Source organism: Halomonas sp. AOP12-B1-6, from assembly GCF_052379225.1.
GTDB classification, from domain to species: domain Bacteria; phylum Pseudomonadota; class Gammaproteobacteria; order Pseudomonadales; family Halomonadaceae; genus Vreelandella; species Vreelandella casei.
Genome location: NZ_JBQSYK010000001.1, coordinates 87,440 through 110,243, shown reverse-complemented (window position 1 = coordinate 110,243; position 22,804 = coordinate 87,440). Strand labels below are relative to the sequence as shown.

Below are 22,804 nucleotides of genomic sequence, written 5' to 3'. Positions count from 1 at the left end.
CGCAATTAAGCGGGTTGGATGTTGGAAGCCTGAAGGCCTTTTTTACCCTGAGTCACTTCAAAGCTGACTTTTTGACCATCCTGAAGGGTCTTGAAGCCTTCAGCTTGAATTTCGGAGAAGTGGGCGAACAGATCGTCTCCGCCGTCATCAGGAGAGATGAAGCCGAAGCCTTTAGTATCGTTGAACCACTTAACTGTGCCAGTTGCCATTTTCTAATTTCCTTAACTTGCTTAGTAATCAAACGGGCAACTCAATTGTCCACCCGCTACAATTACTCTAGATGTAAATTAGGCTGTCGTCCAGCCAGACTCCTAAGATTTTTTCATTTCGTTATGAGCACACAATCATGATGCAGTTTGGCTTTATTGACCCGCAGTTTCTGTCTTTTTTGGTGGCGATCACGCTATTAACCATTAGCCCTGGGGTGGATACGCTGCTGGTGATTCGTAATACCGCGCGTGGCGGTATTCGTGATGGAGTCACTACCAGCGTTGCTATTTGCTGCGGGCTATTTGCTCATGCAACTATTTCTGCGTTGGGAATCTCACTGATTCTACTGCAGTCAGCATGGGCGTTTCATCTGCTTAAACTGGTCGGGGCGGGCTATCTGATTTGGCTGGGCGTGACGAGCCTTTTGGCGGCACGCCGTGGGCAGCCGCTGCCCGTTAACGGAGTGTTGCAAGGGGGCGCTGCCGTCTCTCGCTGGCAACCCGTTAAAGAGGGGTTCTTGTCTAATGTGTTGAATCCCAAGACGGTGGTGTTCTATATGGCCTTTTTGCCTCAGTTTATTGCACCAAGCGACCCTGTTTTACTGAAGTCACTGTGGCTAGCGAGCGTGCATTTTATGATTGCCAACGTTTGGCAAATTGGCGTCGTGCTGATGGTAGGCAGTGCGAGTAAGTGGTTGGCCAGTGCGCGGGTTGCACAAATCTTAAATGCTGTGACCGGCACCGTTTTGATTGCCTTTGGTATCCGGCTTGCGCTAACGCAGCGCCCCCTATAGAGGGGGCGCTGAGCAATGCATGGTTTTGTGAATGGCAATTTCACGCTAAGCGGCTTCGCCCGTTGGCTTAGATTCAGCGGCGGGCAAGTAGCGCGCGATCATAGCGTACCTGCTGTTCAGCGTCGCTAAGCAGAGAAACGCCTTCACTATTACCGCCGTTTGCGAGGCTCTCGAAAATCACTCGATAGCTGAGCACCGCTTGCACGTAGTCGCGAGTTTCACGAAAAGGAATGCTTTCCACGAACAGATCAAACTCTTCTACGCTATTGCCGAGCCACTGGTCAACGCGCCCCGGACCTGCATTGTAAGCCGCGGTCGCTGCAAGACGATTGCCTTGATAGCGCTGTAGCTTATCGCGCAGATAGGTGCTGCCTAAACGGATGTTTAGCTCAGGGTCCAGCACGCCATAAGGCCCAGGATCGCTAATCCCCAGTTCGCGGCTGACCTGGCTGGCAGTGCCCGGCATCAGCTGCATTAATCCGCGTGCGCCTGCAGGTGAAAGGGCATTGGGGTTATAGGCGCTTTCACGGCGTGTAATGGCCATGAGCAGGTAAGGATCTACGCCGGTTAACCTGCCCCAGTGTAGGAAGCTGTCGTGATAGGCCTGGGGGAAGCGCCAGTCGAGGGCGTCCCATAGCTCCCCTGCAATGGTGGTTTGCACCAAACGTGCGTGCCACTGCTGGCTGGCGGCATAGTCTGCCAACGCCCTGGCCTGTTGGGGTGTGCCGCTCTGAACGGCGTGTAGCCACTCGCTGTTAGCTAGCCCATCTTCACCAATGCGCAGTAATGCTTCAGTACGCTGGACGGCCGGTAGCTGGGCGATGCGCTGCCGCGATGCTGCGTCAAAATGATTGCGTTCAAGATTCAACTGGTAAGGCTGGCCGAGTTTTTCTGCAGCGGCAAAGCCATAAAAACTGCGATCCGTGGCGGCCTGCTGATAGCGCGATTCGGCGGCTACCTGATTGCCAAGCTGGCCGTTTGCACGTCCCAACCAATATTGCCAGCGGCTGTTTTCTTGCTGGCCGGCCGGCATTTCGGCAATCCAATGGACGACATCATCCCAGCGGCGTTCTGCCAGTGCACGGCGCACGCGCAGTTCTAGTACGCGCTCGCTATCCAGTGATGGAAGTACGCTGTCGACCCAGGTAAGCGTACCCGGAACCTCGCGCACCAACGCATAAAAAGCCAGCTCTTCCTCAATGGCCTGCTGGTCACTGGGCAGTAGGCTTAGGCGCGGTGCTATTTCTTGCCACGCGGCAAAGGCGGCGGGGGTGTCTTCGCGGGTGAAGCGTTGCATCGCCGCTCGATAGAAGCTTGCGGTTGCTGCGCACTCAGGGCCCAAACATAGCGGGGCCTGGGTAATGGCCCGGCTGCGTGCTGAAACGTCATCAACGGTGTCTAGAGCGGTTTGCCACTGTCCGCTTAAAAGCCCGCCCAGGTAGCTTGAGAGATTGTTTTCTCCTGCCTGCCACGCCAGCATCTTGCGCTCCCAGATCGCCGTGGCGTCAATCGTGCCGTTGGCGCGAAGACGCTCAAAAAGCGTATTGCAAGCGTCAGGCTGAGAGCCGCCAGTCAGCCACAGGTCAAGACCCGCTTGATTGGCCTGCTGCGGCTGGGCGTTGAGTAGCGCAGTGTAGTAGTAACATTGGCGCGCGGTGCCGGCCGGTTCGCCATCAGCCACACTAAGTAAGTCGCTATAGCGGCCCGCATGGCCATAGTTAGCAATGGCTTGACCACGGATCCAACCGGCCAGTGGCGAATCCGCATACTGATCCATAAATTGCAGGACCCTTTCAGGGGACACGTTCGGCAGCTGTCCTCTTATGCGATGATAATCAACGTAGCCGCGCAGCTGGTGGTCTTCAATCAAGCGCTCGTCGACGCGCTGCCACTGCTGCTCCCTGGCTGCGCTGAGGGCGTCACGGAGGTCGCTATCTGAAGCGGCCCAGGACAGCGTGGGAATTCCAGCCAGCAGTGCCGTACACAGCACACGAGCGGTATGGCGAAATGGCGAAACCAACATGGTGCTCTCTCTCTATTGATTGACGTCTATTTAGGTCTGAGGGATTGCTGAGCAACCGCTAAAATGAACCAATGTTTACAATGATGATCCGACAACTTAGAGACTAGGAGGATTCAATTACGATGGCTCCATTATCCACTTGGTGGTTCTTGCGTCGACTCAAATCACGCGTTTGGGTCACAAAACGCATTCTGCGGGCTTTAAAATTGTTTTTACCCATGACCCGGGACGTCTTGCGAGGCGATTTTCGGCCTGTTCCTTGGTCGGCATTCGCCATGATGGCATTGGCACTGGCGTATTTAGTCATGCCGTTCGACCTGATTCCCGATTTTTTGATGCTGATTGGCATTATTGATGATGTGCTAATTGTGGGATGGCTGTTAAACCGTATTGATCAGCGCTTAGAAGGCTATCGTGCCTGGAAATACACCAACCCCGATATGACGCCGTCTTAATACTTGTCCGCTAGTTATCACCTACCTGCTTGAAAAAACGTTGCTTAACACCATATAAGGCTCACGAAACTAGATTATGCCTCTGGGCGCATGGCGCAGAGGCGCATGACTCAACCTGATCCTAAAACGTGATCCATAAATAAGGGGCTAAGCGCATGACTACTGCTACCCATGAAGAAACTCTTGGCTTTCAAACGGAAGTTAAGCAGCTCCTGAATCTGATGATTCACTCCCTGTATTCTAATCGCGAAATATTCTTGCGCGAGCTTATCTCGAATTCAGCAGATGCCTGCGACAAGCTTCGCTATGCCGCGCTGGATAACGATGCGCTGTATGAAGGCGACAGTGAGCTGCGCATCGAAATTGAGCATGACCGCGATGCCAATACTATTACCCTGCGCGATAACGGTGTGGGTATGAATCGCGAAGATGTCATCGCCAACCTGGGCACGATTGCGCGCTCTGGTACTGCTGAGTTTCTTAAGCAGCTTTCCGGCGAGCAGCAAAAAGATGCCAAGCTGATCGGCCAGTTCGGTGTGGGGTTCTACTCAGGCTTTATTGTTGCCGATGAAATTGCGGTACGTACCCGTAAAGCAGGCACCGATGCGGCTCAAGGCGTTGAGTGGCGTTCAAAAGGCGAGGGCGAGTTTACCGTTGCCGATATCGAGCGCGCGCAGCACGGTACCGAAATTACTCTGCACTTAAAAGAAGATGCAAAAGAGTTCGCCGACGACTATCGCCTGCAAGGCTTAGTGCGTAAGTACTCGGATCATATCGAAGTGCCGGTCCGCATGCCGAAAACTGAAACGGCTAAAGATGACGAAGGCAACAGCATTGAAGGTAGTGAAGTAACGACGTGGGAAACAGTTAACGAAGCGACAGCGCTATGGGCGCGTCCGAAGAGTGATGTTTCCGAGGACGAGTACAAAGCGTTCTATAAGCACGTGGCGCACGATTTTTCTGATCCGCTGGCCTGGAGTCACAATAAGGTTGAAGGCAAGCTTGAATACACTAGCCTGCTGTATGTGCCCGGCCGTGCGCCGTTCGATATGTTCGATCGTGATGGTTCACGCGGCGTTAAGCTCTATGTTCAGCGCGTCTTTATTATGGATGATGCCGAACAGTTCCTGCCGCTATACCTGCGCTTTGTCAAAGGCGTGTTGGACACCCGCGAGCTGTCGCTAAACGTATCTCGCGAGCTGCTCCAGCAAGATCCTAAGGTCGACAAGATCAAGGCAGCGCTCACCAAGCGCGGCTTGGACATGTTGAAAAAACTTGCCAACGACAAAGAGCAGTATCAAACCTTCTGGAATACCTTCGGCAGCGTGTTAAAAGAAGGTCCTGGAGAAGATTCAGCCAATCGTGAAAAAATTGCCAGCCTGCTGCGTTTTGCCTCAACGCATACCGATACTGCTGCCCAAGAACACGCCTTAGTCGATTACGTTGAGCGCATGAAAGAAGGTCAGCAGAAGATTTATTATGTGGTCGCTGACAGCCTCAATGCGGCAAAAAATAGCCCGCACTTGGAGATCTTTCGTAAAAAAGGTATCGAAGTACTGCTGCTTTCTGACCGTATCGATGATTGGCTGATGAGTCATTTAACCGAGTTTGATGGCAAAACCTTTGCCGATGTGGCCAAAGGCGAACTCGATCTTGGCGATGTCGAGGACGAAGAGGAAAAGAAAGCCCAGGAAGAAACGGCTAAAGCCAAAGAAGATCTGGTCAAGCGTGTCAAAGAAGCGCTGGGTGACGGTGTTCAAGACGTTAAAGTGACCCACCGCCTGACCGATTCGCCGGCGTGCGTCGTGTTGCCCGAGCATGAAATGGGCTATCAAATGCGCCGTATTATGGAAGCTGCGGGACAGCCGCTGCCTGAAGTGAAGCCGATTCTTGAGCTTAATCCGGATCATGCGTTAGTGACACGCCTTGAAAGCGCTGAGGGCGAACTGTTCACCCAGCTTTCCTACATATTGCTAGATCAGGCGATTATTGCCGAAGGCGGACATCTGGATGACCCCGCCGCTTACGTGAAGCGTCTTAATAGCGTGCTGACCGCCTAATTTAGGCGCTGTTTTACGCACGCCCTTAGGCAATGTCGGTAATGTAGCGTTGCTATGCCGTCGGCCCGTTTGGTTATCCAAGCGGGCCGTCTGCTTTAATAAATCGATTTTGATACAGTAGCTATACGTTCCGCGAGACTTATTAGGACATCATCATGGCTGAGCAGCAAATCAACGGCGCGGTGCCCATCAATGTTGCGGTGCTTGGAGGCGGTAGTTTCGGTACGGCGCTGGCAAGCATTGCCGCGGATAATAACGCCCGCGTTCGCCAGTGGATGCGTGACGAAGAGCTGGTGGCGCAGATTAACCAGGAACATCGTAACGGGCGTTATCTGCCCCATTACGCTATCAACCCTGCCGTGCAGGCCTCAACCGATCTTAAAGCCGTGTTGGCCGATGCCTCGCTGGTGCTGATCGCGATTCCCTCAAAGGCTTTTCGCAGCGTAGTGCAAGCGGCCAAAGTATGGTTAACGCCTGAGCAGATTTTGGTTAGCACTACGAAAGGGATCGAGCCAGATAGCTTTTTATTAATGAGCCAAGTGCTTGAGCAAGAAACCGGCTTTGAGCATATTGGTGTGATTGCAGGCCCCAATTTGGCCTCGGAAATTGCCGATAAGCAGCTCACTGCTACCGTGATTGCAAGCGCCGATCCATTAACGCGAACTCGAGTTCAGCAAGCATTAGGCTGTCGCTACTTTCGAGTTTACGCCAGCGATGACCGCCATGGCGTCGAGCTGGGCGGTGCGTTGAAAAATATTTATGCGATAGCCGCAGGAATGGCAGCGGCGCTGGGCATGGGTGAAAACACCCGCAGTATGCTGATGACGCGTGCCTTGGCAGAGATGAGCCGCTTTGCCGTCGCTGAAGGCGCTAATCCGATGACGTTTCTGGGGCTGGCGGGGGTCGGAGATTTAATCGTTACCTGTTCGTCTAACTTGTCGCGCAACTATCGAGTCGGGCATGCCATGGGTGAGGGGCGCACGCTGGAAGAGGCCGTCAGTTCGCTTGGCCAGGTCGCAGAAGGGGTCAATACCGTCAAATTGGTGTGTGCTAAAGCGCGTGAAATGGGTGTTTATATGCCCTTAGCTGAGGGACTTTCTCGCGTATTATTTGATGGCGTGCCGGCACAGGATATGGCGCGCACATTAATGATGGGGGAGCAGAGCAGTGATGTAGAGTTTATCTTGCCTCGCGAGTCCGTACTGCAGGCCCATCGTGATCAGCCTAATCAGCATGCTTCTTCTCAAACCCCGTCACCGCTTAAGAAAGGGGATTAGCATGCAGCGTATGCTGATTATGCGTCATGGTGAGGCCGCGCCGGGATCTCCCGATCATGCACGCCAGTTGACTCCACGTGGCGTGCAGGAAGCTGAAACAATGGCGAGCTGGCTGGCGCAGCGTGTTGCCCAGGGCGAGCTGCCCATGCCAAGGCTTTACGCTAGCCCCTATGTGCGCGCGCAGCAGACGGCACAGGCGCTGTGTGATGCGCTGGGCATTGGGCTGGAAACGCTGGATTTTATTACTCCCGATGACGCGCCCTCGGCCGTTGGCGATTGGCTGCTTGAGCAGGCAGAAGGTGCGCCGATAATGTTGGTCAGCCATATGCCCTTGGTGGGGGATCTGGCGGGTTGGCTGGTGGGGGGTAGCCGCGCTCAGGGCGTTGGTTTTCCTACGGCGGCTATTGCCGAGCTGACAGGCGAGATATGGGCTGCAGGCTGCGCGCAATTAGTGAGTTTTACCCAGCCTAGCCAACTGGCGAGTGGCTAACAGGCCATAAAAAAGCGGCTGCCGAGGCAGCCACTAACGTCTAAGAATGTTCAAACGAGATTAAAGCAGCGCATCCAATTTCTGCTTCAATATACCGTTTACCTGCTGTGGGTTAGCGGTGCCACGTGACGCTTTCATCGCCTGGCCAACAAAGTAGCCAATCATTTTACCGCGCTTGTCGGGCTCTGAGTCGCGATACTGGGCCACCTGAGCAGGGCTGTCTGCGATCACTTGATCAATCATGGCTTCAATAGCAACGGTATCAGTGACTTGCTTGAGGCCTTTAGCGTCAATGATCTCATCGGCTGTTTCGCCCTGACCGTTCCAAAGCGCCTGGAAAACATCTTTAGCCGCCTTGCCACTAATCGTATCGTCGAGTACACGGCTAATCAGCTCGCCTAACTGGCGTGCGGAAATGGGGCTATTGGCAATGCTCAGGTTTTCACGATTAAGCGCACCGGAAAACTCTCCCTGCACCCAGTTGGCCGACTGCTTGGCATCGCCACATACGTTATGCACTGCTTCAAAGAACTCGGCCATATCCCGGCTAGCAGAGATGACATTGGCATCATAAGCCGACAGGCCCAGCTCGCTTTGGAAGCGCTCGCGCTTATCGGCAGGCAGCTCGGGCAACTGGCCGCGCAGGTGGTCCAGATAGGCCTGATCAAGCACTATCGGCAATAGGTCCGGGCAGGGGAAGTAGCGGTAGTCGTTGGCTTCTTCCTTGGTACGCATGCTGCGCGTTTCATCGCGGTCCGGATCAAACAGACGTGTTTCTTGAACGACTTTGCCACCGTCTTCGATGAGCTCAATTTGGCGCTCAACCTCAAAGGCAATCGCGCGCTCGACAAAGCGGAACGAGTTAACGTTTTTGATTTCAGCCCGAGTGCCTAACGTTGCTTGGCCTTTCGGACGCACCGAGACATTCACATCGCAACGCATAGAGCCTTCCGCCATGTTGCCATCGGAAATGCCCAGGTAAGTAACGATTGAGTGAATCGCCTTAAGATACGCAGCGGCCTCTTTGGCATTGCTCATGTCTGGCTCAGACACGATCTCTAACAGCGGTGTTCCCGCGCGGTTGAGATCAATGCCCGTCATGCCTTGGAAGTCTTCATGCAGCGACTTGCCTGCATCCTCTTCAAGATGCGCATGATGAATGCGAATGCGTTTGGTGCTGCCATCTTCCAAAGTGACCTCAACATCACCAGGGCCCACAATCGGGTGATACATCTGGCTAGTCTGATAGCCCTTAGGCAGGTCAGGGTAGAAGTAGTTCTTGCGGTCAAATATTGATACTTCAGCAATATCGGCATGCACCGCCAGGCCAAACTGAACGGCCATGGCGACGGCCTGTTCGTTGAGCACTGGCAGCACGCCCGGCAGACCCAAGTCGACCGCGCAGGCCTGGGTATTTGGCTCAGCGCCAAACGCCGTTGAGGCGCCGGAAAAGATTTTTGAACGCGTAGCGAGCTGAACGTGGACTTCAAGCCCAATCACGGTTTCCCATTGCATTAGGCGTTCTCCTCGGCAAAGGCAGGACGTTGTAGGTGCCAGTCGGTCGCTTGCTGAAATTGGTGGGCGACGTTAAGCAGCTGCGCCTCAGCAAAGTGGGTGCCTAGAATCTGCAGGCCAACGGGACGCTTGCCGACAAAACCGGCGGGTACGCTGATACCGGGAATGCCCGCTAGGTTAACGGCGATGGTGTAAATATCCTGCAGGTACATCGACACCGGGTCTTTTTTAGCACCCAGGTCGAAAGCTGGCGTAGGCGAGGCTGGCCCCATCAGTACATCCACGTCTTGAAAAGCGTCTAAGAAGTCCTGACGGATCAGGCGGCGCACTTTTTGTGCCTTGGTGTAGTAGGCGTCAAAGAAGCCTTCTGAGAGCGTATGAGTGCCGATCAGAATGCGCCGCTTGACCTCTTCACCGAAACCCTCTGCGCGTGAGCGGGTATATAAATCAATTAAGTCGCTGGGGTTTTCGCAGCGGTGACCAAAGCGCACGCCGTCGTAGCGTGACAGGTTTGAAGATGCTTCGGCGGGAGCGATAACGTAGTAAGCCGGAATGGCGTAGTGCGTATGCGGCAAGCTGACTTCACGCACCGTGGCACCCAGCGACTCGTAAACGCTGACCGCTTCACGCACGGCTTTTTCAACCGCGGGGTCTAATCCGTCGCCAAAATATTCTTTAGGTAACCCGATTTTGAGCCCTGAAAGCGGGGCGTTAAGCCCTTCTACATAGTCCGGTACGCCACGCGCAACGCTGGTGGAGTCGCGGCCATCGTGGCCTGCAATTACCCCTAGCAGGTGCGCGCAGTCTTCAGCGCTGCGTGCCATGGGGCCTGCCTGATCAAGGCTTGAAGCGTAGGCGATGATGCCGTAACGCGACACTCGGCCGTAAGTAGGCTTTAAACCGGTAATCCCACAAAACGCCGCCGGTTGGCGAATGGAGCCGCCAGTATCGGTGCCCATCGCCGCGGGTACTAAGCCTGCTGCCACTGCTGCCGCGCTGCCGCCGGAGCTGCCGCCGGGTACTGCACTCAGATCCCAGGGGTTTTTTACCGGGCCGTAAAAGCTATTTTCATTGGAAGAGCCCATAGCGAACTCATCCATATTAGTTTTACCCACGCTGACCGTGCCCGCAGCGTTGAGCTTTTCAACCACGGTGGCATTGTAGGGCGCAATAAAATTATCCAGCATTTTGGAGCCACAGCTGGTTTTTACATCGCGAGTACAAAAAATATCTTTGAGCGCTAGAGGAATGCCCGTGAGCGCTCCTGCTTTGCCAGCGGCGCGCGTGCTGTCGGCTGCGTCAGCCTGCGCCAACGCTTGCTCTGCGGTTACGCTGATGAAGCTGTTGAGCTTGCTATCAGCCTTTTCGATACGCTGTAAATAATGTGTGGTCAGTTCGCGGCTCGAAAACTCGCCTTTTTTTAAGGCGACAGCGAGTTGCGTTAATGTTTTCTCATACATGACCCAGAAGCTCCGTTCAGGGGCGAAAAAAATAGCGGCGAAAGTGGCGGCTCAGTAATCTCGAACGCGTTTCTGTTCAACAAATTTATTCAACAACGCGGGGGACGAGATACAGGCCGTTTTCCACTGCCGGAGCACAGCGCTGAAAAGTATCGCGCTGGTTGGTTTCAGTGACTTCGTCGGCGCGCAGCCGCTGGGTCGCATCTAGCGGATGAGATAGCGGTAAAACACCTTCGGTATCAACGCTTTGTAGTTGGTCGACCATGTCCAGAATCCGGCTTAGATCATCTACAAAGCCGCTGGCTTGGTCATCGCTGACGGCGAGTCGGGCTAGGTGGGCAGCCCGGCGCACATGAGATTCTTCAAGCGCCATGATCGGAATTTCCTCATAAACGTAAGGGAACATAATCCGCTTTAAGCGGTATACATACCGATATCAAAAAAACGTCTTGTGTCGCAGACGTGGAAAATAGCCGCAAAAGGTACCACATCTTGGCCTTAACGGGCAGTATTAGGCACGACTCGTGCTTGCTGCCAGGGGGTTGCGGTGATACCGTTTGCATCCGCACAGGGTTCCCGGTCTGCACTAGGTAACGACATCCATGTTTAAACGTTTGAGGGGGCTGTTTTCCAGCGATCTGTCGATCGACTTGGGTACGGCCAATACACTGATTTATGTACGCGGTCGCGGTATCGTGCTTGATGAGCCGTCCGTGGTCGCTATTCGCCAGTCTGGCACTATGCGCAGCGTTGCGGCAGTCGGTACTGATGCCAAGCGAATGTTGGGTCGTACGCCTGGCAATATCACTGCGATCCGTCCGATGAAAGATGGCGTTATCGCCGATTTCACCGTGACCGAGCAAATGCTTCAGCATTTTATCCGCAAAGTGCACCAAAGCACCTTTTTAACCCCTAGCCCGCGTGTGCTGGTGTGCGTTCCTTGCATGTCAACGCAAGTTGAGCGACGGGCGATTCGTGAGTCGGCGGAAGGTGCCGGCGCCCGCGAGGTGTTCTTGATTGAAGAGCCCATGGCGGCAGCGATTGGCGCAGGCCTTCCGGTTGATGAAGCCCAGGGTTCAATGGTGGTGGATATCGGTGGTGGTACCACTGAAATTGCGATTATCTCACTCAACGGCGTGGTCTATTCCGAATCTATTCGGGTGGGTGGCGACCGCTTTGATGAAGCCATTACCGCCTATGTTCGTCGTCACTATGGCAGCTTGATTGGTGAGGCGACGGCCGAGCGCATTAAAGAAGAGATTGGCTGTGCTTATCCGGGTGGCGAACTGCGCGAAATAGACGTGCGCGGACGTAACCTGGCTGAAGGTATTCCACGCAGCTTTACGCTAAATTCTCACGAAACGCTTGAAGCCCTGCAAGAAACCCTTGGCTCCATTGTTTCCGCGGTCAAAAGCGCTCTTGAGCAGTCGCCGCCAGAATTGGCCTCTGATATCGCCGAGCGTGGCTTGGTGTTGACCGGTGGCGGTGCCTTGCTTCGCGATCTGGATAAGCTGATTGCTGAAGAAACAGGGCTGCCGGTGATTGTGGCTGAAGACCCGCTGACGTGCGTTGCGCGCGGTGGTGGTAAAGCGCTGGAAATGATTGATCAGCATACCTTTGAGTTGCTGTCGAGCGACTGATCTCAGCGGTTAATGCGGGGGGATTGCCTATTAAACCGCTGTTTTCGCACGGGCCATTGCCGGGCTACCGGCTGTTTTTTTGCGCGTTGGCCGCCAGTGCTTTGATGTTTGTCGACCATCATTTCACGCGTATGGAGCAGGTGCGCGCGCAAATGTCGATGGTTGTGGCGCCTGTTCAATGGATCGTTAGTGTGCCTAGCGATCTATTGAACTGGGGCTCGCTTGCGCTCTCCGATCAGCAGGCGCTGGTGGACGAAAACCGTCGTCTGCGCGAGCAAATCCTAACGCTTTCCCATCGCGGTCAGCGTATGGCTAACCTGACGGCAGAAAATAGCGAATTACGTGATTTGCTCAATGCCGCCGAGCGACGTGACATTCCCTATATCACCGCCGAGTTGTTGTCGTTGGATAACGATCCCTTCAGCCATCAAATGGTGGTTAATCGCGGGCACCGCAACGGTGCCTACGTGGGACAGCCTGTCATCGATGCATCGGGTTTAGTCGGCCAAATTACGGCGGTTTCGGCTTACTCTAGCCGCGTACTGCTATTGGCCGATGCCAGCCATGCTTTGCCTGTGCAGCTAAATCGCAACGGTCTGCGCTTTATTGTGCAGGGTGCCGGGCGCTACAGCAGCGTCAATGTAATGCACGTGCCGGATACTGCAGACATTCGTGAGGGTGATCTGCTAACCACGTCAGGCCTGGCCGGGCGCTTTCCTCCCGGGTATCCCGTAGCCCGAGTGACCGAGGTCTATCATGATCCGGGTCAACCTTTTGCACGCGTAACGGCTGAGCCAATGGCGCAGTTGCAGCGCTCGCGCCACTTCTTGCTACTTTTTCCACCTCCCCAGCAAGAGATTGACGAACATGCATGGGATGAGACGTTGGATATTTCCGCAGCAGCGCTGCGCTCTTCGCTTCAACTATCCAATCCCGATCAAAATGTATCATCCCAAGAGGTGCCCTGATGGCCCGCGCACCGATTGTTCCGCTGTTGTTTGTTTGGCTAAGCCTGTTATTAGCATTGTGCCTTCAGGTAATGCCGCTGGCCGATGGCTGGCAGGTATATCGCCCTGAATGGCTGGGCCTGATGCTGGTCTACTGGTGTATGCGCACGCCCGATAGAGTCGGCGTTTTTCACGGCTTTGTGCTGGGCATCCTGATGGATTTAATAGAAGGCACTGCGCTAGGCCAGCATGCGATGGTTTATGCGCTGCTGGCTTTTTTATGTGCCTTGGTATACCCCCGATTCCGCGCCTATTCGCTGGTGCAGCAGTCGGCGCTCGTGCTGGTGCTCATTGGTTTAGTGCAGCTTGTTGCGCAGTGGTTGCGTACTATCGTGGGCGATTTTTCGATCCATTTGGCCTTTTTGATTCCTTCCTTGATTAGCGCTCTGCTGTGGCCTTGGCTATCCACGATGTTCCAAGCATTGGAACGCCGGTTAGCCGCTTCATGAGCGCTTCAGTGCCGGTCTTGTGCCTGGCCTCCGCTTCGCCGCGTCGGCGTGCTTTGCTGGCCTCCATCGGGGTGCCGGTAACGGTTCATCCCTGTGATATTGATGAAACGCCGCTAACTGGGGAGTCGGCGACGACCTATGTGAGTCGCTTAGCGATTGCCAAAGCAGAGGCGGCTATGTCGCTTACTGACTTGCCAACCTTAGGTTCCGATACCGCTATTGCTGTTGATGGGCGTATTCTAGGTAAGCCGGCGGATGCTCAAGATGGAGCCTCGATGCTGCGCCTATTGTCAGGTCGCTCGCATCAAGTGCTCACGGCAGTAGCCGTGACCGGGCCGGAGGGTATGCTCTCTTGCTGCGTCACCACTCAAGTAACGATGCGCGTAATTAACGAGCAGGAAATCTCTGCCTATTGGCAGACCGGTGAGCCGGCTGATAAAGCGGGAGGCTATGCCATCCAAGGTTTAGCATCGATATTTGTAAAAGAGATTCAAGGCAGCCATTCTGCAGTAGTGGGGCTGCCGCTATTTGAGACGACGAGCTTGCTGCGCCGACAGGGAGTTCCTATTTGGCAGTGCATTTAACGCGCTAAGCATGGATAGATCGGCGCATGTATCGCTAGCAAGGAATACGTCAACCTATAAGGATTTGTGCATGAGCGGTGAAGTTCTCATCAATTTAACGCCAATGGAAACCCGCGTTGCGCTGGTGGAAAATGGCGTTTTGCAAGAGGCACTGATCGAGCGCTCCCGACGGCGTGGCATCGTGGGCAATATCTACAAAGGCAAAGTGGTACGCGTGCTGCCTGGTATGCAGGCTGCTTTTGTCGATATTGGCCTTGAGCGCGCAGCCTTCATTCATGTGCATGAAGTGATGCCGCCCGGCACGCCTCAGGATGAGCAGCAAACGATCGCTCAACTGCTACATGAAGGTCAGGCGCTCGTCGTGCAGGCGACCAAAGATCCTATTGGCAGTAAAGGTGCGCGCTTAACTACACATCTTTCGATCCCTTCGCGCTACTTGGTTTATATGCCTGATTCGCCACACCACGGTGTTTCTCAGCGCATTGAAGATGAGCATGAGCGTGAGCGCTTAAAGGCGCTATTGGATGCCAGTATTAGCGAGCAAACGCTAGAAGTGACGGGTGGATTTATTGTTCGTACGGCGGCCGAAGGTGTGGGCGACGAAGAACTTAAAGGCGATATGAATTTTCTGCTGCGACTATGGCGTAACGTCAGCGAGCGGAAAGTCAGTGCGGCCCCACAAACCGTTATTTATGATGACCTGCCGCTATTCATGCGCACGCTGCGTGATGTGATGCGTGATGACATCGAAAAAGTGCGTATCGATTCGCGTGAAAATTTTGTCAAGCTAGTGGAATTCGCTGAAGAGTTCATGCCCAATGCCGTTGATCGCATTGAATATTATCCTGGCGAGCGGCCCATTTTTGATCTCTATAGCGTCGAAGATGAGATCCAAAAGGCATTGGGTCGTAGGGTGCAGCTGAAGTCTGGTGGTTATCTCGTGATTGACCCGACCGAGGCAATGACCACCATCGATGTTAATACCGGTGGCTATGTCGGCCACCGCAATCTTGAAGAGACTATCTTTAAAACCAACCTGGAGGCGGCAACAGCGATTGCTCGCCAGCTTCGGCTACGCAATTTAGGTGGCATCATCATTATCGACTTTATCGATATGATTGACGTTGAACACCAGCGCCAGGTCTTGCGCGTTTTAGAAAAAGCTTTAGAGCGCGATCATGCTAAAACCAAGTGCACGGGCGTCACAGAGCTTGGGCTTGTTCAGCTTACCCGCAAGCGTACCCGCGAAAGCTTGGAGCAAACGCTCTGTGAAGCTTGCACCACCTGCAGTGGCAGGGGAACGCTGAGAACGCCAGAAACCGTTTGCTACGAAATCTTTCGGGAGATTCTGCGCGAAGAGCGCGCCTACAGTGCTGAAACCTACATGGTGCTTGCCTCGCAGTCAGTCGTTGACCGGTTACTGGATGAGGAGTCAGCGGCGGTGGCAGACCTGGAAACCTTTATCAACAAAACGATTCGCTTTCAGGTTGAACAGCACTATTCCCAAGAGCAGTACGATATCGTGCTGATGTAAATCATGCAGACTCGTTTACTGGTGCATTGGAGCTTGGCGGCCACGGCATGGGTATTGGGCAGCATCGCCGTGCTGCTGCTGTTACTCCGCCTGGTGATGAGCCAGTCCGATGCCTTAACCCCGCGTATTGAAGCGCTGCTTGAAGCGCGTATCGGCGTGCCTGTCACTATCGAGCGCATGTCGCTATCTCTTTCTCGTAATGATCTGCTGTTAAGTCTTGACGGCGTTAATGCGGAGACGCCGGATGGTCAGGCGCTGTTTTCGCTGGACCATGCGGGCTTGCAGCTGGATACATGGGCGTCACTTGCCAATTTAGCGCCGATCTTTAGCGACGCTCGCATTACCGGCACGCAGTTTCATCTTTATCAGGGCGCCGGCGCAGCGTGGCAGTGGCCTGAGCCTGCTAAGCTCCCGCTATTGGCACCTGACCCCGATATGGATCTAGCCACTGTCGACGACTGGACCGGCTTAATTTTGCGCCAACGGCTGTGGGTCGATGACACGCGTGTCGTGTTGCATGGCCGGGAAGATACCGTGCTGCTGCACGCCCAGACCCTGCTGCTGACCGGTGATGAGCGGCGTACTCGGCTTGAAGGTGCTATCAATATTGCACAGTCACTGCAGCAGGCACACGAGATTGCTTTGCCTGCGGCTGAAATAAAGGTCGAAATGCAGCCTGGCCAGCATGGCTTTAGCGACTTTTCGGCTGCTTTGCAGTTGGATATTCAGTTAGATCAATTGGTCGTGCTAGCTGCTATGTTTCGCCCCGATCATATGCCTTATTTAGAGCAGGCGGGTGGCAGTGCGCGGCTGTGGGGACGTTGGAGCGCCGGGCGTCTTGAAGAGGCGAGGGTTTCTGTCAAAGTTCCTGAACTGACGCTGCGCCATGACGTTCAGTACGCGGTATTAAGGGATATTAAAACCAGCGGTTTGTGGCAGCGCGACGGTGATGGCGGTGAGGCATGGCTAAGTGGCGATGCGGACAGGGTCGAGTGGGCGCAGCCGCCTGGTGCTAGCGTTGGACCCGCCTTACCGAGACATTGGCATGCCACGCATCAGCCAGGTCGGTGGGAAGTGCGCACCAGTGCCTTTGAACTCGCATCGCTTACTGCTTGGCGTGACTATGTCTTGCTGCCCGAATCGTTGACGCGCGTTTTGCAAACGCTTTCGCCGCGCGGTCAGGTGCAGGGGCTGCAGGTGGGGCAGCAGGATGGTCGTTGGGGAGTAGACGCCGCCCTTAGCGATGTCGAAGTATCGCCTTGGGAGCAGGTGCCCGGCGGCGGCCCGCTTGATGCCTGGGTTCAAGCGCGTGACTTTCGCGGTCGTGTGCAGTTTAGTAGTGACGGCGACAGCACCCTTTATTTCCCCGAGTTTTTTGCCGCTCCCATGCAGTTGCAAAGCGCCGAAGGAGAGGTTGAGTGGGTATACGACGGCCCTAACACGATGGTTAGCGGCAAGCAGCTAAACGTTGAGTGGGATGGGGCTCAGGTGTCGGGTGGCTTCGGATTGGTCAGCGGTAATCAGCGCGGCCATTTTGGTTTAGACCTTGATTTTAGCGATGTGGATGCCCTTGAACGCCCGTTGGCTCAATGGCTGCCGCTAAGTGTTATGGATAATGAGCTTCAGGACTGGCTGCTTGATGATATTGGCGGCTACGTGACCGAAGGATCATTACAGCTGAGTTTGCCGATTGGTGAAACCGTCGGCGCTGATGACTTTACCGCGACGCTAGCGCTGGCCGTTACCCAAGGACATTTGCCCATTGCGCCCGGCTGGCCGCGCCTTGACGATATTGAGGGCCGCCTCAAGTGGCAGGATAAAGTGCTAAAAGCGGAGATAGAGCGTGCCCAGAGCCATGGCGTGGCAGCTTCCAAGGGCGAGCTGGTAATGGAAGATGAGACGCTTAAGCTCTCCGGGGAATTACAGTCGGAAGGCTCGGCGCTTATGTCGTTTCTTCAGGCCATGCCTGATATTGATCTTTCGCAGCTGAGTGATTTGCGGATAACCGGTGACGTTGATGGCGATATTGCGCTTTCGCTGCCGCTGAAAACGCCCGAGACACTTCAGCTAGAAATCAATGCGCAGCCACGCTTCTCTGAGATTGTTTATCTACCGCTGGGGGTGCGCCTCCGGTCGGCCGAAGGGGATCTACGCTGGTTACAAAATGGCGAAAACGGAGGGCTGGTTGGCACGGCGAGTGGCCAAGTCTTGGGCGGTGAAATAAACGCCGATATTGATACGCTGGGCGACGGGATTCAACTGCAAGGTAGCGTTGCGACGGCGGCACTTTTCGGTTTGGCTGGGTTAGACGATAGCCAGGGGCGCTTGCCGCTAGAGGGACAGCTACAGTGGCAGGGCCACGTTGGCCTGTTGCCCACACCGACCGTGAGAGTGGAAAGTCGTTTAGTCGGCGTTACTAGCCACCTACCTGAACCCTTTGCAAAAACGTCACAGCAGCCCTGGCCATGGGTGTTGACCGCGGATATCGATTCCGGACGCATTGAAAGCCGCTTAGCTGATATTTTCTCTGCGCGAGGGCTGTTCGGTCATCAAGCGCTGGCCGGCACGATGCATCTGGGCAGTGCCGCAGAGCAAGTGCCTGCTTGGCCAGCTCAGCCTGGGATAAATCTCGTTGCGAATGTGCCGCGTATTGATCCACTGGCGTGGCAGCAGGCTATTAAGCCAATGATGGCGCTAAGCGCACCTCAACCGAGTGGCGCAGATAGCCAAATGCCGCTGAATATCTCGCTAACAACGTCCTGTGTGGTTTATCAGGCGGAATGTTTAGGCAATGTCAACGCGTCAGGTAGTGTCAGCGGCGGCCAGGTCGATCTTGATGTGGGCGGTAATCTAGTCACCGGGCATTTGCTGTACAATGGTGATTCGCCGCAGCCGCTGGATATTGCGATTGATGGCATTGCGCTAGACCGTTTGTTGAAACTCGCTAATGTCGAGCATGACAGCGAGACGCCAGCACCCGATTCCTGGTGGCAGGCGGTTGAGACCCAGCGCAAGCCGCCGACGGTGATTCCCGAGTGGCTGGCCGATGTGCCGAATGGCCGTTTACGCTTAGCAGAGATTGCCATGGGCACGCGTCGCTTTGGTCCGTTGACCGCGTATTGGCAAACCGACGGGCAGCGGTTTTCGCTGACCCCAGTCGGTCTCACCATGGGGCAGCTTTCCGCTCGTGGCGAGCTTCACTGGGAAGGAGATTCAACCACCAGCCACACTTGGGCGGATATCTCTATTCAAGGTGGAGACATCGGCACGGCGCTTGAGCGGCTTGATCAGCCTGTGGTGATGCGTAGCCGCAGTACCGACGTAAAAGCATCGCTGAACTGGCCGGGAGCGCCTTGGCAGCTCGATTTGCGCAATGCCGATGGCTCCCTAAGCACGGATATGCGTGATGGCCGTTTTGCCACCCTAGAATCTGCGCCTGCGCGTTTAATCGGACTGCTCAATTTCGATAATATTTTACGCCGCATACGCTTAGATTTTTCTGACGTTACCGGCCAAGGCACGGCGTTTGACAGTGTCAGTGGTACTGCCGATGTCACCGGTGGACTGCTAACGCTGCGAGGGCCATTGGAAATTGATGCCCCGGCTACCACCTTAACGCTTACCGGCAATGTCGACCTGGTTACGCGTGAACTTGATCAGCGGCTTGGCGTCACACTGCCAGTGACACAAAGTTTACCTATCGCGGCAATTGCTGTCGGTGCGCCCATTGTTGGCGGTGCGCTATTTATCGCAGACAAGCTTTTTGGTGACGCGCTAGATCGGGTCACGACACTTCATTATCGCGTGCGAGGCCCTTGGACTTCGCCGCAGGTTACTTTAGAGGGCCCCCTATGACCGTATATAAAAGTGATATAGACACGGCTGCCGCCATTTTGTTGACACCCGGGGGGCTGGATTTAGATGCTCTGGAAACCGGGCTTGGCTACGCGATGGGCGCGGGCATAGACTACGCTGATCTGTATTTTCAGCGTACTTGGCAAGAAGGCTGGGTATTAGAAGATGGCGAAGTAAAAGAAGCCAGCTACAGCATTGATGGTGGGGTTGGCGTGCGCTCATTGGCGGGTGAAAAAACCGGCTTTGCCTACTCAAATCAAATTACCGCCGATGCGCTAATGGATACTGGCCGCACCGCGGCAGGCATTGTGCGCAGCGGTAAGCGCCTGCCTGGGCAACTGGTCCGCCCGGTGTCTGCTATGTCACGCTATGTCGGGATTGATCCATTGGCAGGTCTGAGCGCGGAAGATAAGGTGGCCATGCTCAAGCAGGCCGATTGCGTGGCGCGTGCAGCGGACCCGAGCATTAGCCAAGTGAGTGCCTCTCTCTCCGGTACCTATGAAGTCGTATTGGTGCGTGCCAGCGATGGCACTCTGGCGGCGGATATTCGCCCGTTGGTTCGCTTTAACGTTAGCGTTATTGCCGTTAAAAACGGTCGTCGTGAGCGCGGCAGCGCGGGCGGCGGTGGCCGTTATTCAATGGCAAAGCTGCGTGATGAGCAGGTGGCGGAGCGCTATGCTAAAGAAGCTGTGCGTCAGGCGCTGGTGAACCTCGAAGCCGTTGATGCGCCCGCGGGTCAAATGCCCGTGGTTTTGGCGTCAGGATGGCCGGGCATTTTGCTGCATGAAGCCGTGGGCCACGGTCTTGAAGGGGATTTTAACCGTAAGGGAAGCTCCGCTTTTTCAGGGCAGATGGGCAAGCGGGTCGCCGCGAAGGGCGTCAATATTGTAGATGATGCGACGCTAACCGATTGTCGTGGCTCAATGAGTATCGATGATGAGGGTACGCCTGGCCAATACACGCCGCTTATCGAAGACGGTATTTTGACCGGTTACATGCAGGACAAGCTCAATGCTCGCTTGATGGGAATGGCGCCGACAGGAAATGCGCGGCGCGAGTCATTTGCTCACATGCCGATGCCGCGAATGACCAATACCGTCATGCTGGCTGGTCAGGATGAGCCTAGTGATATTATAAAAAGCGTAAAACGTGGCATTTACGCAGTAAGTTTTGCGGGTGGCCAGGTTGATATAACGTCGGGTAAGTTCGTATTTTCCGCCAGTGAAGCTTACTTAATTGAAGATGGCAAAGTGACTGTGCCGGTCAAAGGCGCAACGCTTATTGGCAATGGCCCTGAGGCGATGGGGCGCGTTTCGATGATCGGTCACGATATGGCCCTTGATACCGGGATTGGTGTGTGCGGTAAAGAAGGCCAAGGGGTGCCGGTCGGTGTTGGTCAGCCCACCCTCAAGTTGGATGAGCTGACGGTCGGCGGTACTCATTCGTAAGCGCTGTCTTACGCTCGGGCTTAAAGTGCCAGGGTTTCGCGCAGGTGTTTGAAGAGCTTGCGCGAGCTCGTTGGCGGCTTGCCCTCTTCGCGTTCTCGCTGGGCATTGCGAATGAGCTGACGCAGCGTTTGACGATCGGCGTCGGGGTGTTCAGTCATGAACAGATCGACAGCCTCATCGCCCTCGTCAATTAAGCGTTCGCGCCATTTTTCGAGGCGATGAAAGGCGTGATCGCGCTGCTCTTGTTCCTGATCAATGGAATCGAATACGCCTTGAATGGCAGTGAGATCTTCTTTACGAATTAATTTGCCAACGTACTGCATATGACGTCGGCGACCTTCATGAGAACGAATGCGTGCGGTTTCTTCAATTGCGCGCAGCATATCGTCAGAGAGGGGGAAACGGGCGCGTTCTGCTGGTCGCATAGCGATCAATGTTTCCCCAAGTGCCTGTAAGGCATGCATTTCGCGTTTGAGTTGCGACTTGCTAGGGCGTTCTTCCTGTTCTTCTACTTCAACTGGATCGGGACGTTGCTTACGCATAATGTGACTCACAGACAAGATTCGTTGCGGCATTATACCAGCTGCGAGTACAACATTGATTCGCCGAAGACATTCTATTGAGAGAGATTCGGCGAAAAAGGAGGCCATATGGCACAGGCATTTGATGCATCCGCGCAGCAGTCGCTACTCACCGCGCGGGCCGAAGAGGCGCTAGCGTTGGCAAAACGTATGGGCGCAGATGCCGCCGAAGTGGGCGCAAGCGTGGATCAGGGTATAGGCGTGAGCGTGCGTCTGGGCGAAGTTGAGACGGTTGAGCTATCCCGAGACCAGGGTATTGCCGTGACGCTTTACGTAGGACAGCGTAAGGGTAGCGCTTCATCTACAGATGCCAGCAGCGCGTCGATTCAGGCCGCCGTAGAGAAAGCGTTGGCGATTGCTCGATATACTGGTGAAGATCCCGCCGCAGGGCTAGCCGATGCGGCGCTGATGGCAAGCGAGCTGCCCGATTTGAAAGTGCACTATCCTTGGGCGCTTACCACGGATGAAGCGATTGAATTAGCGCTTGCCTGCGAGCAGGCGGGGCGTGACGTGGAAGGTATTTCTCAGTCGGATGGTGCCTCGCTGTCCAGCGGTGAAGGGGTGCGCGTTTATGCCAATAGCCATGGTTTTTTAGGCACTCAAAAAGGCAGTAGCCATTCACTATCATGCATGCTGATTGCTCAAGATGACGGCGGCATGCAGCGTGACTACGACTATACCTCTGCGCGTGATCCCAGAGCACTGCGTGACCCCGCTGACGTGGGGCGTGAAGCCGCCGCACGTACGCTGCGTAGGCTGGGTGCTCAGCGTCCGCCCACGGGGACCTTTCCAGTGCTGTTTGATCCGTCGTTATCCGGTGGTTTGATCGGGCATTTGTTGGGCGGTATCGCCGGTGGAGCGTTGTATCGCCAGTCATCTTTTTTATGTGATCGGCTTGGTACTGTGCTCTTTCCTGACTGGTTTAGCCTTGAAGAGCGACCCATGGAAGTGGGCGCTACCGCGAGCTCACCGTTTGATGGCGAAGGGGTGCAAACGCGCAATAATCGCTTTATCGATGAGGGGCGTATCGAAAGCTATATGCTGTCTTCCTACAGCGCTAGGCGGATGGGTATGCAGACCACGGGCAATGCTGGTGGGGCGCGCAATGTACGCCTGACAGCACCGCTGAAGCCTCGCGAAGCACTGCTGCAAGAGATGGGGAAAGGTATTTGGGTGACGGAGCTGATGGGCCAGGGCGTTAATGGCGTTACCGGCGATTACTCCCGTGGGGCGGCCGGCTTTTGGGTCGAGAACGGTAAGGTTCAATACCCGATCGAAGAGTTTACGATCGCTGGTAATCTGGAGCGGATGTTCGCGGGCCTAGTGGGCATTGGTGATGATACCGATACCCGTGGCAGCGTGCACACGGGTAGCTGGTTGATTGATGCGATGACAGTAGCCGGTAACTAATCGGCGTAAATGG

19 protein-coding genes are annotated in these 22,804 nt (G+C 54.9%); 13 read left to right on the top strand and 6 right to left on the bottom strand.

Going from position 1 to position 22,804, the window contains the following annotated elements; genetic code table 11:
* Positions 1 to 5: 5 nt before the first annotated feature.
* The gene (locus tag ACT3TR_RS00535; RefSeq protein WP_096280842.1) at positions 6 to 209 is read right to left on the bottom strand and encodes a cold-shock protein; all 204 of its coding nucleotides are present in this window, start codon (positions 207 to 209) and stop codon (positions 6 to 8) included.
* Between the two features lie 137 nt (positions 210 to 346).
* Between ACT3TR_RS00535 and ACT3TR_RS00530 the strand changes: the two genes are divergently transcribed.
* Complete coding sequence (locus ACT3TR_RS00530; protein ID WP_096280839.1) at positions 347 to 1,003, top strand: LysE family translocator; 657 nt, start codon at positions 347 to 349, stop codon at positions 1,001 to 1,003.
* Between the two features lie 73 nt (positions 1,004 to 1,076).
* On the opposite strand, the gene ACT3TR_RS00525 is transcribed toward ACT3TR_RS00530, so the two are convergent.
* Complete coding sequence (locus ACT3TR_RS00525; RefSeq protein WP_444625863.1) at positions 1,077 to 3,026, bottom strand: transglycosylase SLT domain-containing protein; 1,950 nt, start codon at positions 3,024 to 3,026, stop codon at positions 1,077 to 1,079.
* 218 nt (positions 3,027 to 3,244) lie between these two features.
* Here ACT3TR_RS00525 and ACT3TR_RS00520 point away from each other — a divergent pair, with 218 nt between their 5' ends.
* The 4 genes from ACT3TR_RS00520 to sixA all read left to right on the top strand — a co-directional run bounded on the left by ACT3TR_RS00520 (position 3,245) and on the right by sixA (position 7,308).
* Positions 3,245 to 3,481, top strand: a complete 237-nt coding sequence (locus ACT3TR_RS00520; RefSeq protein ID WP_427047023.1) for a YkvA family protein — start codon at positions 3,245 to 3,247, stop codon at positions 3,479 to 3,481.
* Positions 3,482 to 3,636: 155 nt separating this feature from the next.
* Positions 3,637 to 5,541, top strand: coding sequence for a molecular chaperone HtpG (htpG, locus tag ACT3TR_RS00515; protein ID WP_193062510.1), 1,905 nt, complete (start codon positions 3,637 to 3,639; stop codon positions 5,539 to 5,541).
* Between the two features lie 155 nt (positions 5,542 to 5,696).
* A complete protein-coding gene (locus tag ACT3TR_RS00510; protein WP_444625862.1) occupies positions 5,697 to 6,818 on the top strand; it encodes an NAD(P)H-dependent glycerol-3-phosphate dehydrogenase in 1,122 nt (373 codons plus the stop codon).
* Position 6,819: 1 nt separating this feature from the next.
* A complete protein-coding gene (gene sixA / locus ACT3TR_RS00505; RefSeq protein ID WP_096280824.1) occupies positions 6,820 to 7,308 on the top strand; it encodes a phosphohistidine phosphatase SixA in 489 nt (162 codons plus the stop codon).
* A gap of 60 nt (positions 7,309 to 7,368) precedes the next feature.
* On the opposite strand, the gene gatB is transcribed toward sixA, so the two are convergent.
* The 3 genes from gatB to gatC form a co-directional block, all read right to left on the bottom strand.
* The gene (gene gatB, locus ACT3TR_RS00500) at positions 7,369 to 8,823 is read right to left on the bottom strand and encodes an Asp-tRNA(Asn)/Glu-tRNA(Gln) amidotransferase subunit GatB (RefSeq protein WP_096280821.1); all 1,455 of its coding nucleotides are present in this window, start codon (positions 8,821 to 8,823) and stop codon (positions 7,369 to 7,371) included.
* Positions 8,823 to 10,283: an Asp-tRNA(Asn)/Glu-tRNA(Gln) amidotransferase subunit GatA gene (gene gatA / locus ACT3TR_RS00495; RefSeq protein WP_096280818.1), complete on the bottom strand. Its 1,461-nt coding sequence runs from the start codon at positions 10,281 to 10,283 to the stop codon at positions 8,823 to 8,825. The genes gatB and gatA overlap by 1 nt, the downstream gene beginning before the upstream one ends.
* An 85-nt stretch (positions 10,284 to 10,368) precedes the next feature.
* Positions 10,369 to 10,656 (bottom strand): Asp-tRNA(Asn)/Glu-tRNA(Gln) amidotransferase subunit GatC, encoded by a 288-nt coding sequence (gatC, locus tag ACT3TR_RS00490; protein WP_444625861.1) that lies wholly within the window; start codon positions 10,654 to 10,656, stop codon positions 10,369 to 10,371.
* 229 nt (positions 10,657 to 10,885) lie between these two features.
* On the opposite strand from gatC, the gene ACT3TR_RS00485 reads away from it, so the two are divergent.
* From ACT3TR_RS00485 to tldD, 7 genes are all read left to right on the top strand, one after another.
* Positions 10,886 to 11,923, top strand: a complete 1,038-nt coding sequence (locus ACT3TR_RS00485) for a rod shape-determining protein (RefSeq protein ID WP_096280814.1) — start codon at positions 10,886 to 10,888, stop codon at positions 11,921 to 11,923.
* A gap of 23 nt (positions 11,924 to 11,946) precedes the next feature.
* Entirely contained in the window at positions 11,947 to 12,891 is a 945-nt protein-coding gene (gene mreC / locus ACT3TR_RS00480) for a rod shape-determining protein MreC (protein ID WP_096280812.1), read from the top strand.
* The gene (gene mreD / locus ACT3TR_RS00475; protein WP_096280809.1) at positions 12,891 to 13,379 is read left to right on the top strand and encodes a rod shape-determining protein MreD; all 489 of its coding nucleotides are present in this window, start codon (positions 12,891 to 12,893) and stop codon (positions 13,377 to 13,379) included. Before mreC ends, mreD begins: the two co-directional genes overlap by 1 nt.
* The gene (locus ACT3TR_RS00470; RefSeq protein ID WP_441684032.1) at positions 13,376 to 13,963 is read left to right on the top strand and encodes a Maf family protein; all 588 of its coding nucleotides are present in this window, start codon (positions 13,376 to 13,378) and stop codon (positions 13,961 to 13,963) included. Before mreD ends, ACT3TR_RS00470 begins: the two co-directional genes overlap by 4 nt.
* 70 nt (positions 13,964 to 14,033) lie before the next feature.
* Positions 14,034 to 15,497 carry a ribonuclease G gene (gene rng / locus ACT3TR_RS00465; RefSeq protein WP_096280804.1) on the top strand — a complete coding sequence of 488 codons (1,464 nt, stop codon included), beginning with the start codon at positions 14,034 to 14,036 and terminating at the stop codon, positions 15,495 to 15,497.
* Between the two features lie 3 nt (positions 15,498 to 15,500).
* Positions 15,501 to 19,352 (top strand): YhdP family phospholipid transporter, encoded by a 3,852-nt coding sequence (locus ACT3TR_RS00460; protein WP_444625860.1) that lies wholly within the window; start codon positions 15,501 to 15,503, stop codon positions 19,350 to 19,352.
* Complete coding sequence (gene tldD, locus ACT3TR_RS00455; RefSeq protein ID WP_096280798.1) at positions 19,349 to 20,800, top strand: metalloprotease TldD; 1,452 nt, start codon at positions 19,349 to 19,351, stop codon at positions 20,798 to 20,800. The genes ACT3TR_RS00460 and tldD overlap by 4 nt, the downstream gene beginning before the upstream one ends.
* Positions 20,801 to 20,820: 20 nt before the next feature.
* Here tldD and yjgA read toward each other — a convergent pair whose 3' ends face one another.
* Positions 20,821 to 21,342: a ribosome biogenesis factor YjgA gene (yjgA, locus tag ACT3TR_RS00450; RefSeq protein ID WP_096280795.1), complete on the bottom strand. Its 522-nt coding sequence runs from the start codon at positions 21,340 to 21,342 to the stop codon at positions 20,821 to 20,823.
* Positions 21,343 to 21,450: 108 nt separating this feature from the next.
* Between yjgA and pmbA the strand changes: the two genes are divergently transcribed.
* Positions 21,451 to 22,791 (top strand): metalloprotease PmbA, encoded by a 1,341-nt coding sequence (gene pmbA / locus ACT3TR_RS00445; protein ID WP_441684038.1) that lies wholly within the window; start codon positions 21,451 to 21,453, stop codon positions 22,789 to 22,791.
* Positions 22,792 to 22,804: the final 13 nt, after the last annotated feature.

Bases quoted from the DNA above. Each gene is read 5' to 3' on its own strand.
- ACT3TR_RS00535 (WP_096280842.1), bottom strand. From the start codon at position 209: ATGGCAACTGGCACAGTTAAGTGGTTCAACGATACTAAAGGCTTCGGC.
- rng (WP_096280804.1), top strand. From the start codon at position 14,034: ATGAGCGGTGAAGTTCTCATCAATTTAACGCCAATGGAAACCCGCGTT.
- ACT3TR_RS00525 (WP_444625863.1), bottom strand. From the start codon at position 3,026: ATGTTGGTTTCGCCATTTCGCCATACCGCTCGTGTGCTGTGTACGGCA.
- htpG (WP_193062510.1), top strand. From the start codon at position 3,637: ATGACTACTGCTACCCATGAAGAAACTCTTGGCTTTCAAACGGAAGTT.
- pmbA (WP_441684038.1), top strand. From the start codon at position 21,451: ATGGCACAGGCATTTGATGCATCCGCGCAGCAGTCGCTACTCACCGCG.
- tldD (WP_096280798.1), top strand. From the start codon at position 19,349: ATGACCGTATATAAAAGTGATATAGACACGGCTGCCGCCATTTTGTTG.
- sixA (WP_096280824.1), top strand. From the start codon at position 6,820: ATGCAGCGTATGCTGATTATGCGTCATGGTGAGGCCGCGCCGGGATCT.
- ACT3TR_RS00510 (WP_444625862.1), top strand. From the start codon at position 5,697: ATGGCTGAGCAGCAAATCAACGGCGCGGTGCCCATCAATGTTGCGGTG.
- gatB (WP_096280821.1), bottom strand. From the start codon at position 8,823: ATGCAATGGGAAACCGTGATTGGGCTTGAAGTCCACGTTCAGCTCGCT.
- mreD (WP_096280809.1), top strand. From the start codon at position 12,891: ATGGCCCGCGCACCGATTGTTCCGCTGTTGTTTGTTTGGCTAAGCCTG.
- gatC (WP_444625861.1), bottom strand. From the start codon at position 10,656: ATGGCGCTTGAAGAATCTCATGTGCGCCGGGCTGCCCACCTAGCCCGA.
- ACT3TR_RS00520 (WP_427047023.1), top strand. From the start codon at position 3,245: ATGACCCGGGACGTCTTGCGAGGCGATTTTCGGCCTGTTCCTTGGTCG.
- gatA (WP_096280818.1), bottom strand. From the start codon at position 10,283: ATGTATGAGAAAACATTAACGCAACTCGCTGTCGCCTTAAAAAAAGGC.
- ACT3TR_RS00530 (WP_096280839.1), top strand. From the start codon at position 347: ATGATGCAGTTTGGCTTTATTGACCCGCAGTTTCTGTCTTTTTTGGTG.
- ACT3TR_RS00485 (WP_096280814.1), top strand. From the start codon at position 10,886: ATGTTTAAACGTTTGAGGGGGCTGTTTTCCAGCGATCTGTCGATCGAC.
- ACT3TR_RS00470 (WP_441684032.1), top strand. From the start codon at position 13,376: ATGAGCGCTTCAGTGCCGGTCTTGTGCCTGGCCTCCGCTTCGCCGCGT.
- yjgA (WP_096280795.1), bottom strand. From the start codon at position 21,342: ATGCGTAAGCAACGTCCCGATCCAGTTGAAGTAGAAGAACAGGAAGAA.
- ACT3TR_RS00460 (WP_444625860.1), top strand. From the start codon at position 15,501: ATGCAGACTCGTTTACTGGTGCATTGGAGCTTGGCGGCCACGGCATGG.